Source organism: Nostoc mirabile CHAB5784, assembly GCF_020829645.1.
GTDB classification, from domain to species: Bacteria; Cyanobacteriota; Cyanobacteriia; order Cyanobacteriales; family Nostocaceae; genus Nostoc; species Nostoc mirabile.
In genome coordinates, this window is the sequence record NZ_JAIVFS010000179.1 from 1 (window position 1) to 9,571 (window position 9,571).

The 9,571-nt window shown below is 44.0% G+C and carries 10 protein-coding genes; 5 read left to right on the forward strand and 5 right to left on the reverse strand.

Features of this window, described 5'->3' with window-relative positions; all coding sequences use genetic code 11:
* Positions 1 to 524: 524 nt before the first annotated feature.
* The 3 genes from LC653_RS42675 to LC653_RS42685 all read left to right on the forward strand — a co-directional run bounded on the left by LC653_RS42675 (position 525) and on the right by LC653_RS42685 (position 2,135).
* The gene (locus LC653_RS42675) at positions 525 to 743 is read left to right on the forward strand and encodes a hypothetical protein (protein WP_190955524.1); all 219 of its coding nucleotides are present in this window, start codon (positions 525 to 527) and stop codon (positions 741 to 743) included.
* The gene (locus tag LC653_RS42680; RefSeq protein ID WP_229485079.1) at positions 743 to 1,024 is read left to right on the forward strand and encodes a type II toxin-antitoxin system RelE/ParE family toxin; all 282 of its coding nucleotides are present in this window, start codon (positions 743 to 745) and stop codon (positions 1,022 to 1,024) included. The genes LC653_RS42675 and LC653_RS42680 overlap by 1 nt, the downstream gene beginning before the upstream one ends.
* Positions 1,025 to 1,097: 73 nt before the next feature.
* Positions 1,098 to 2,135 carry a cysteine hydrolase family protein gene (locus LC653_RS42685; protein WP_229501322.1) on the forward strand — a complete coding sequence of 346 codons (1,038 nt, stop codon included), beginning with the start codon at positions 1,098 to 1,100 and terminating at the stop codon, positions 2,133 to 2,135.
* Positions 2,136 to 2,245: 110 nt separating this feature from the next.
* Here LC653_RS42685 and LC653_RS42690 read toward each other — a convergent pair whose 3' ends face one another.
* Positions 2,246 to 3,139 carry a peptidoglycan DD-metalloendopeptidase family protein gene (locus LC653_RS42690; protein ID WP_229501323.1) on the reverse strand — a complete coding sequence of 298 codons (894 nt, stop codon included), beginning with the start codon at positions 3,137 to 3,139 and terminating at the stop codon, positions 2,246 to 2,248.
* A gap of 236 nt (positions 3,140 to 3,375) precedes the next feature.
* Between LC653_RS42690 and LC653_RS42695 the strand changes: the two genes are divergently transcribed.
* Positions 3,376 to 4,584 carry an HhoA/HhoB/HtrA family serine endopeptidase gene (locus LC653_RS42695; RefSeq protein ID WP_229501324.1) on the forward strand — a complete coding sequence of 403 codons (1,209 nt, stop codon included), beginning with the start codon at positions 3,376 to 3,378 and terminating at the stop codon, positions 4,582 to 4,584.
* A 235-nt stretch (positions 4,585 to 4,819) separates the two neighbouring features.
* Here LC653_RS42695 and LC653_RS42700 read toward each other — a convergent pair whose 3' ends face one another.
* The 3 genes from LC653_RS42700 to ispD all read right to left on the reverse strand — a co-directional run bounded on the left by LC653_RS42700 (position 4,820) and on the right by ispD (position 6,866).
* Positions 4,820 to 5,167, reverse strand: coding sequence for a DUF760 domain-containing protein (locus LC653_RS42700; protein WP_118162998.1), 348 nt, complete (start codon positions 5,165 to 5,167; stop codon positions 4,820 to 4,822).
* Positions 5,168 to 5,396: 229 nt separating this feature from the next.
* Positions 5,397 to 5,933 (reverse strand): SMC-Scp complex subunit ScpB, encoded by a 537-nt coding sequence (gene scpB / locus LC653_RS42705; protein WP_229501325.1) that lies wholly within the window; start codon positions 5,931 to 5,933, stop codon positions 5,397 to 5,399.
* A gap of 249 nt (positions 5,934 to 6,182) precedes the next feature.
* A complete protein-coding gene (gene ispD / locus LC653_RS42710) occupies positions 6,183 to 6,866 on the reverse strand; it encodes a 2-C-methyl-D-erythritol 4-phosphate cytidylyltransferase (RefSeq protein WP_229501326.1) in 684 nt (227 codons plus the stop codon).
* A 69-nt stretch (positions 6,867 to 6,935) separates the two neighbouring features.
* Here ispD and LC653_RS42715 point away from each other — a divergent pair, with 69 nt between their 5' ends.
* Positions 6,936 to 7,895: a glycosyltransferase family 9 protein gene (locus tag LC653_RS42715; protein ID WP_229501327.1), complete on the forward strand. Its 960-nt coding sequence runs from the start codon at positions 6,936 to 6,938 to the stop codon at positions 7,893 to 7,895.
* Positions 7,896 to 8,136: 241 nt separating this feature from the next.
* Here the strand turns inward: LC653_RS42715 and LC653_RS42720 are convergent, their stop codons facing one another.
* Positions 8,137 to 8,622 carry a CRR6 family NdhI maturation factor gene (locus LC653_RS42720; protein WP_229501328.1) on the reverse strand — a complete coding sequence of 162 codons (486 nt, stop codon included), beginning with the start codon at positions 8,620 to 8,622 and terminating at the stop codon, positions 8,137 to 8,139.
* Between the last annotated feature and the right edge of the window lie 949 nt (positions 8,623 to 9,571).

Here is a 9,571-nt window from a genome sequence, read left to right on the forward strand (position 1 = left end):
ACATCTCCAGAAGAAAGCGCAAGCTTTTGGTCTTCAACTTGTCCCCAAATCTCAAGATAAGGAGGAAGCTTCATTTTATCAAACCCTTTCTACATAAGCTTTACGTCAAGTGTTTCTTGAAAGAGGGATAACCCTCTTTTGTCAGAGTTGGAGAATCCAATCGCCGAAACGGTTACAGGGCTTTAATTTCCACTTTTTGTCTATAAATTTTAGTTCTGTTAGAAAATCAAGCCTCAAACCTAGATTAAATCAAAGTCTCAGAACTTGGCTTCGATTATTGTTTTCCGAGAGTGACAAAACAGGGATAAGTAAGTCGGTGCAAATAAATCGAACTATGTTAAGTAATGTAAAATTATTGTAATCGAGTTCGTAGTAAGGACTTTAGTCCTAAAAGAAGGACTGAAGTCTTTACTACAAACCTTTAATTATTTACGCAGTTTTACTTAATACAAATATACTATTGAGTAAACAGATTACACACACCAGCAGCTAAATTAGACTTATCATCAAATTCTTTGACGCCCATGCTAGAAAAAACATCTACATTCCAGAAAGCCATAGAAGCCGTAGAAGCATTAGATCCAGAAGCTCAGGCTATTCTTGTAGATATTATCCAAAAGCGCCTCAAACAACAGCGACGGGATGACTTATTAAAGGCGGTTGCAGAAGCTCGTGAAGCCTATGCTAAAGGGGAAGTACGTAGTGGAACTGTTGCTGATTTAATGGCGGAGTTAGATGATTGATGCAACTGCTTTGGAGTGCAAGATTTATTCGAGATTTTAAGCGTTTAGCGCGTAGGAATTCAGAATTACGCTCTGTAGTTGAGCAAAGATTACAACAACTTGCTGAAGATCCGTTTTACCCTAGCTTGCGTACTCATAAACTTAAAGGGGATTTATTGGGTACATGGGCTTGTTCCATAGACTACAACAATCGTATTCTATTTGAGTTTGTTCCTCATCCCGATTCTGGGGAATTAGTAATTTCTTTATTGACCTTAGGTTCTCATGATGATGTTTACTGAAGTAGGTACTGAACTTGGAAAATTTGGGTATTGGAATTATTGATGTTATTACAGAATAAAAGCGACTGTAATTATGAATACCCAAACAACAACCCAACGACCAATTCCCCCACACTTTAACCCTGAAGAAGTGGGCGAAGTCTGGCGCGTATCTTACCAAGAACGTGCCGCCGAAGCTGAAATCTGGGCAAAACAACACGATATTAAACCTGCATCTTTTGATAAAAGCCGGATTTGCTTACTGTTAATTGATGTCCAAAACACCTTCTGCATCCCTGAATTTGAATTATTTGTAGGTGGAAAATCTGGAAATGGGGCTGTGGATGATAACGTCAGATTGTGCGAATTTATATATCGAAATTTGGGAATAATTACAACAATTGTACCTACCCTGGACACCCACACAGCAATACAAATCTTCCATCCTATCTTTTGGGTAAATGCCGCCGGAGAACATCCCACTCCAGCAGCGACTAGCATCACCCCAGCAGATATTCAACAAGGTATTTGGAAAGTCAACGCAGCAGTTGCTGACACTGTTACTAATGGCAATTATGAATTATTAGAAAAACATACTTACCATTACGTTAAGCAACTTAGTCAAGACGGTAAATATCCCCTGACAGTTTGGCCTTATCATTCTATGTTGGGTGGTATTGGTCATGCTTTAGTTTCATCAGTAGAAGAAGCCATATTTTTCCACGGCATTGCTCGTCAGAGTCAGACGCAATTTGAAATTAAAGGTGAAAATCCCTTAACAGAAAACTATTCCATTTTGCGTCCAGAGGTGTTGGAAGACTTTGATAAACATCCACTTGCTCTAAAGAACACGCGCCTGATTAAGCAACTTTTAGAATTTGATGCTGTAATTATTGGTGGTCAAGCTAAAAGTCATTGCGTCGCTTGGACAATTGACGATTTATTAACAGAAATTAAACAGGTAGATGCCACCCTTGCTCAAAAAATCTATCTCTTAGAAGATTGCACTTCCCCCGTTGTCGTTCCAGATATTGTGGACTACACAGAACAGGCAGATGCAGCATTTACAAGGTTTGCAGAGGCAGGAATGCACATTGTAAAATCTAGCGAAAATATAGCATCTTTTTTTTAACGCAAAGGATCGCAAAGGTTTCGCAGAGGAACACAGAGATTTCCTTTGCGTTCCTACCCTGCGGGAAGGCGAAGCGCCTACGCGCTTTCCTTTGCGTTTCAAAACAAACCTCATTTCTTTAAATAACTTTTTGGATCTTGCGCTACCCAACCCAGAGATGAGCTAGAACGCACTTCAAAATGGAGGTGCGGTTGACTGGAGGTTGGTTGTCCACTAGTGCCTACTGTTCCCAGTAAGTCTCCTTTTTTTACTTGTTGACCGACAGTAACCTTGATACTGTCAAGCTGGGCATAGCGGCTTTGGAGTCCGCCACTGTGGTTAATAATGACCAACTTGCCATATGAACCTTGGTCATTAGCAAAGGCTACGGTTCCAGGCGCGATCGCTAGCACATTTGTACCAACTGGTGCTAATAAATCAACACCACTATGGAAGAAAACTTGACCTGTAGCGGGATTAATTTGCCAGCCGTAAGCTAATCCCACATTTGCCACTTCCCCCAAAGGATATCCAGACAAGAATGCACGGTTTGGCGTACCTGCATTAGTAGGTAAAGCGGACTTAGTTACAACACCATTGGGCGACCAATTTACCCCCGGAACAAACACAATTCTGGGGTCTTGTTGGCAGCCATTTACCTCAAAAAGGCTATCAGCACGAACTTTGTATTTCGCTGCCACTTGTCGCCAAGTTTGACCACGAGGTACTTCGACGACAATCCCATTGTAGGGAGGAATCTGAAGTACACTACCAACGGCTGCGATTGCACCGCTCTGCAAAGCTGGATTCATGCCGATAATAGTTGTAGGTATGAGATTGTAGCGCTGGGCTATGCTCTCTAGAGTTTCGCCACGAACAACTTTATGGCGTTGGAAGCGAGATAGGGCTGGAGTTGGACAACCACCCACAGCAGCGTTGGCGCTGTTGATGTTTGGCAGTATGGATACTAAGCTCAAGGCGCTAACTAAGCTACAGAGAATCAGTTGACGAAAGGGTAAAGTCATGTATACAGGTCAAGAGCGCATTATTAAATTTTAGATGGAGAGTGTGGGAAGTGGGGGAGTGAAGAAGGGAATAGGGTACAGGTTACAGGGTACAGATTATTTCCTATCATCTGTCACCTCTCCCCTAATCCCAATGCCCAATCCCCAATTCCTCGTAAATTGATCTGTCCACTTGCCGTTAGCTTGACTACACTTAGAAATTAGCAACTGCATTTCTGTCCTTAAGCAGAATGATTATGAAGTTATCCTTAAAGCAACTGGCGGTTTATGTATTTTTACTGGCGTTTGGCTGTGGTGCAGGTTTATTTGGCAGTCGCTATCTCCTGCTCAAAAATTCTTCGTTCCAACAGTTAAAAAATGTAACAATGGCTTCGCCTCCAGAATCTGTAGTGCCAAATTCTTCTAACGGAGCGATTGGGGCTACTGGGGGCGATAATGTGAATTTTATTGCGACGGCAGTACAAAAAGTTGGCCCGGCTGTGGTGCGAATTAATGCCACTCGCAAAGTCGCCAATCCTATCTCTGACGCATTGAAAAATCCCCTCTTACGGCGATTCTTTGGAGAGGATGAGCAACCAATTCCCCAAGAACGCATTGAGCGCGGTACAGGATCGGGGTTTATTTTGAGCGAAGATGGAGAATTACTCACCAACGCTCATGTAGTAGCAGATACAGATACAGTACAAGTCACCCTCAAGGATGGTCGGAGTTTAGAGGGGAAGGTGGTAGGAGTTGATTCGGTGACAGATGTGGCAGTGGTAAAAATAAAAGCGGATCATTTACCGACAGTGAAGCTGGGCAATTCGCAAAACTTAATACCAGGACAATGGGCGATCGCTATTGGCAATCCTCTAGGTTTAGATAATACTGTCACTATCGGCATCATCAGCGCTACAGATCGCACCAGCACTCAAGTTGGTGTCCCAGATAAGCGAGTCAGCTTTATCCAAACTGATGCCGCAATTAACCCTGGTAATTCTGGTGGCCCCTTGTTAAACGCCCAAGGGGAAGTAATTGGTGTTAACACTGCCATCCGCGCTGATGCTCAAGGACTCGGTTTCGCCATCCCCATTGAAACCGCCGCCCGCATCGCCAACGAACTTTTTACCAAAGGGCGTGTGGAACATCCCTTCTTGGGTATTGAAATGGCAGACCTTTCTCCCATTAGAAAACAGCAGATTAATCAAGAAAATCAACTGAACATTCAGCAGGAAGCTGGGATTGTAATTAAAGGAGTTTCAGAGGATTCCCCAGCCAAGCGTGGAGGACTGCTTCCTGGAGACGTGATTCAAAAAGTTAACGGTAAACCAGTCAAAATCTCAGCCCAAGTTCAGAAGCTGGTAGAGTCTAGCAAAGTTGGGGACATAATAGCCATCGAAGTCAACCGTAGCGGTAAAATTCAAACCTTCAAAGTACAATCAGGAGCTTATCCTGAAAGGAAGTAGTCAAAATAATTCATAATTGATAATTCGTAATTCGTAGTTGCAAGACCCTGGCGGACTCGCTTTGGGCGTCGCTATCAGTGGAAGCTTGAACTCTCCACACATGTCTTGTTAACCACTGAATTTTTAATTTAGTGTGGGCTGCTATACCCTTTTTAATTACGAATTACGAATTACGAATTACGAATTAGTACTTATTTGGTCAATAGTCCTAGAATATTTGACTACTGACTATTGATTATTGACCATTAGACAAATGCTCTAACTGCATTCTTTGTTCCATCTGGCGCAGAAAATACCCTGTCATCATGGCCGACGCTAGAAGCCCAGCTAAATTCTCCCGATCTGTTGTGATTTGCACGTTAAAATTTTCTGGCGGGAGCATTCCCACAAGCCCTTGGACATTTTGCGAGATGATTTGTTTAATTTCGGGGCTCGCGGACTGAGCAATCCTGGCTAAAACATCAGGAGACTGATGCTGTAGATATTTGAGTAACTGATTGGGGTATTGCTCAGAGTGGTCTGAAAGAAGTTGATTAGGGTGTTCCTCAGAGTTGTCATTTAAAAAGTCAGGATTAAACACCATTGGCAGTTTTATTTAGCTTAATTGCTAACTCTACTCTAAACCATAGTACAAGGGTAGCGCATTCACCACAGGTATAAGTCAAAAAGAGGGGAGTGGGGAATGGGGAATAGGGAATGGGGAGTGGGAAATCGGGAATCGGGAATCGGGAATAATCAATAGTTCTTCTTCCCCTACCTCCCCTGCTCCCTCATCTCCCTGATCCTCCTCATCCCCCTCATCCCCCCACTCCCTACTCCCCACTCCCCACTCCCTCCAGTTCTAGTTCTAGTTGTTCTTCCTTCTGGCTAGTGGAAAGTATTTGGGGGAGTTGTTCGATTTGGAAATACTGATGAAATTTCGGGGTTACTTGGAGTGAATAGGAACGAGAATCGCTGTCTCGGCGCTTGCGGATGAAACCAAGTTCGACGAGTTCTGGAACGTGCTGATATACTCCTGAACCGCGCAGGTTAATCAAGTCGCTCTGGAGTATGGGACTATTAAGGGCGATCGCGGCTAAAGTTCGCAATGCACCTACACCCAGTTCTACTGGTATCATAGTTTGCACTAACTCCTGAAAATCAGACCGTAGTTGCAAACTGTAACCATCTGGGGTTTCTACCACCTCTAGGGCGCTATCTCGGTGGGCATAGTTATCCATTAGTTCAATTATGCCTTCTTTGACACTGGCGCGATCGCACGCGGCATACTCGGCGATTTCGCCGAGCGACAAGGGTTTACCTTTTAAATAGAGAATTGCTTCTATCTTCGTCGCTGTGGCTGTAATCATTTAGTTATTAGTCATTGGTCATTGGTCATTAGTCATTGGTCATTAGTACATGACAACTAACAATCAACAAGTGTGTGGCATTATATCGTAAATTGTCAAAATATTGTTTGATACTCTCAAATGGGGCATTGGGCATGGGGCATGAGGCATGGGGCATTGGTTATTAATTCTTCTCCCTCATCCCCCTCATCCCCCTCATCTCCCTCACTCCCTCATCCCCCCACTCCCCACTCCCCACTCCCTACTCCCTCAAAAGCCTCTAGTTGTGAGAATAAATTCTGCGATCGCTAAATCTTGTGGAGTTGTCACTTTTAAATTTGTCTCTTCTCCCTCGACAATTCGCACTTCAATACCGCACTTTTCAAATAGAGCCGCGTCGTCAGTTACTTCCCAACCTTGACGGACACCTTCAGCGTGGCACTGTTTCAACAACTTGACATCAAATCCTTGGGGAGTTTGTGCCGCCCATAATTGCCGTCTGTCGGGTGTTTGTTGAATTATGCCTTGTTCATCGACAACTTTGATGGTGTCTTTGACGGGTACACCGGCAATTAAACCGGGACAGTGGCGAATGGCTTGGGCACAAGAGTTAAATAAATCTGGTGTGGCCAGGCATCTAGCCCCATCATGAATTAACACTTGTTCTGCGGCTACTGGTAGCGCCTGCAAGCCATTGTAAACAGATTCTTGGCGGGTGGAACCACCTGTAATCAATTCCACTGGTTTAGTCAGCTTCAGATCGGCGAGAATTGCGTTGAAGTCTGGCCAATCGGTAGGCTGAGAAATAATCCCGATCCAACTGATTGTACTGGCGGCTTCCGCGGCTAATAGAGTCCAAGCAATAATTGGTTGCGATCGCACTTCTAGAAGGAGTTTATTGCGGTTACTCCCCATTCTTTTCCCTATTCCCGCAGCTGGAATTAGTAAATACACAGAATTCCTCAATCTTTAAGCTATATATTTTCCCCTAAAATAGGGAGCGAGTAAGCGTCAATAAATATTATGCGAGTAGTAGCCCTTGTACCTGGCGGAATTGGCGACCAAATTCTCTTCTTTCCGACTCTAGATGACCTCAAGCGCCATTACCCTAACGCTCAGATAGATGTCGTTGTTGAACCCCGGTCAAAGGCTGCCTACCGAGTGAGCAAGTCAGTTCACGAGGTACTGCCCTTTGATTTTCAAGACCGTAACAGTCTGGCAGATTGGGGTAACTTGGTGGGGACAATTCGCGATCGCGAATACGATATTGCCATTGCTGTTCAGCAAAATTGGTTGGTGGGTCTTTTACTCTGGTTGACAGGAATTACCACACGCATTGGCTACCAAGGCAAAGGAGCGGTTTTTCTTACCAACGCTGTCCCATTCAAACCATCCCAGTATGCGGCGGCAGTATATCATGATTTGCTGCAACCATTAAGCATAAAAACCCCTGTCCCAGAATTAGCTGTAAATGTGCCAAAAACAGATATTGACTGGGCAGAAAAGGAACAAAAACGCTTAGGGGTGCATGAAACAGGCTATATCTTGATTCATGGCGGTTCTGGCCAGTTATCCCAGGCTAAAGAACTGGATAAAATCTACCCTGTCGAGAAGTGGCATCAAATTATTCAAAGCTTCCAAGATAAGCAACCGGATCTGCCTGTGGTGGTGATTAAGGGGACTGACGATGAGCAGTTTGTGCGATCGCTTCTGGGGTCTTCTCCAGATATCAAGGTGACTGCCCCAGATGATATCGGTAAGTTAACTGCCATAATTGCCGGGGCAAATCTGATGTTGTCTACTGATAGTGAGGCACTACAACTGAGTGTTGGAGTCAAAACCTATACCATCGCCCTATTTGGCCCCACTGATCCAGCTAAGTTGTTGCCGAAAAACGATAAATTCCTGGCCATTGAATCCCCCACGGGAAAAACGGCGGATGTTTCACCAAACGCAGTTTTGGAGAAAATTTGGGGCGGCTAAACCAGCAGTTTGTCTCAATTTCTGCAATTAGTCTATTGGATATCCAATATAGTTATGCGTTTACTGAATGACCGCAAAACCTGGACGTGACAGCTAGATTTTGCGGTTATTCAGAAGAAGAATACAGAATTCAGAATACAGAAGTCAGCAATCTTGACGCTCTCTACGAGACACTTCTCTATCTCCCAGTCGCCCAGAATTCAGTATGAATTCTGGCTCCTGACACCTGAATTCTTTCTTGTTAAAATATCTCAAAAAAAGCATCCTCTAATTCATAACCTAGCATTTGGGCCATAGACTTCAGCCGCGAGAGGCTGGGGATATTTTGTTGTTTGAGCCAATCACCTAAAATAAAGATTTTGTGCATCAAAAATATTTCTAAGGCTTCAGGATTGTACTGAATGCCTTCTTTGGAACTGAACTGGTGTGGTACAAGCATGGCGCTATAACGAGCAAATTCTCCAGCTTTCCAATCTAGTAAAAATGGCAACCAAGGATATTTGGCATCTAGGCGCACAAACCACAGCCGCACCTCTGGAATTTCTGAGAGTTCCCGTGGATCGCCAGGTTCGAGTTCATAATTGATATCAAAGCGTAGCTGCTGTTCATGGGATGCGGCCCCATCTTGCAGCAGTTGTTCAATCACCGTTGACGCAGGCGACAGATCCAGATTGTTAATGAAGTCATTATTGAGTGCGATCGCGATTGTCTTTGATTCAGCAGCCACTTTTTTGATGCTCAACTGTAAGATCGACAATATACAGTAGCAGCTTTCAGGGATTGACGCTAGATTAACCTTTAGAAAGAAATTAGTATTTAACCTAAGTTGTTAGTTATGGGCTTAAATAGTTGGAATTCATTGAACAACCAACTTGACCTCTGGTAACCTCCATGTTACTGTATACTACATATTGAAATTTTTAAGGAGGCGCAAAAATGACAGCTTTTACCCACAAAATTCATGAGCTGACCAATGCTGCTTCATGTGGCATCACCAGCTCGCTTGTGGAGTGCGCCTTTTAACCAAAAGAGTGCCTTCAGTCGTGTGAACAACCCCTGATCTATTTGAGGTGTTTAGCGAGCATCTGCCAATTGTGTCGATTTCATAGCTCTCTGGTCGCCTTCACGTCGCCATAGATGTAACAGTGGCTTGTGGAGAACAGTTTGCTGCCTACTGACATATTGGTGTATCGCCTCCAGTAATCACGGAATAGGTGTTACAGCATTACGCTGTCATGGCGTGCCATAAAGGTGCGTCGGCGCGTTTGTTCCACCGCTACTCGTTCACGCACTATGAAGGGAACATTTACGGCCACGGGTGTACGCCACACTCGTGGCCGTTTGATTTATAAGAGATAACAATCGCGGCTACGGGGATATTTTGCCTGTGGTCGCTTTGTTTTGAGCGGCTAGGGAAGGGATACCCCACGCCGCTCATTGTTTTGTGACCTTTGAGTATCACATTGGCCTGATTTCATTATTTGTCCACCATTGCAATGCAGCCTTAGCTGTTTGAGGAGAAACATTATGGGTTCTCGAAGCAAGAAATTCGTAAGGATTCAGGTCTAATATTTAGGAAGTAGAGATGGGGGAGACAGATAATTATTAGAATCAACCAGTAGTGCTTGTACAAAAAAATCAATAATAGACTTGCCTTGACGACGACAAGTCTGCAC

Coding starts and splice junctions, on each gene's coding strand:
- LC653_RS42685 (WP_229501322.1), top strand. CDS start 1,098: ATGAATACCCAAACAACAACCCAACGACCAATTCCCCCACACTTTAAC.
- LC653_RS42675 (WP_190955524.1), top strand. CDS start 525: ATGCTAGAAAAAACATCTACATTCCAGAAAGCCATAGAAGCCGTAGAA.
- LC653_RS42715 (WP_229501327.1), top strand. CDS start 6,936: ATGCGAGTAGTAGCCCTTGTACCTGGCGGAATTGGCGACCAAATTCTC.
- LC653_RS42690 (WP_229501323.1), bottom strand. CDS start 3,139: ATGACTTTACCCTTTCGTCAACTGATTCTCTGTAGCTTAGTTAGCGCC.
- LC653_RS42680 (WP_229485079.1), top strand. CDS start 743: ATGCAACTGCTTTGGAGTGCAAGATTTATTCGAGATTTTAAGCGTTTA.
- scpB (WP_229501325.1), bottom strand. CDS start 5,933: ATGATTACAGCCACAGCGACGAAGATAGAAGCAATTCTCTATTTAAAA.
- LC653_RS42695 (WP_229501324.1), top strand. CDS start 3,376: ATGAAGTTATCCTTAAAGCAACTGGCGGTTTATGTATTTTTACTGGCG.
- LC653_RS42700 (WP_118162998.1), bottom strand. CDS start 5,167: ATGGTGTTTAATCCTGACTTTTTAAATGACAACTCTGAGGAACACCCT.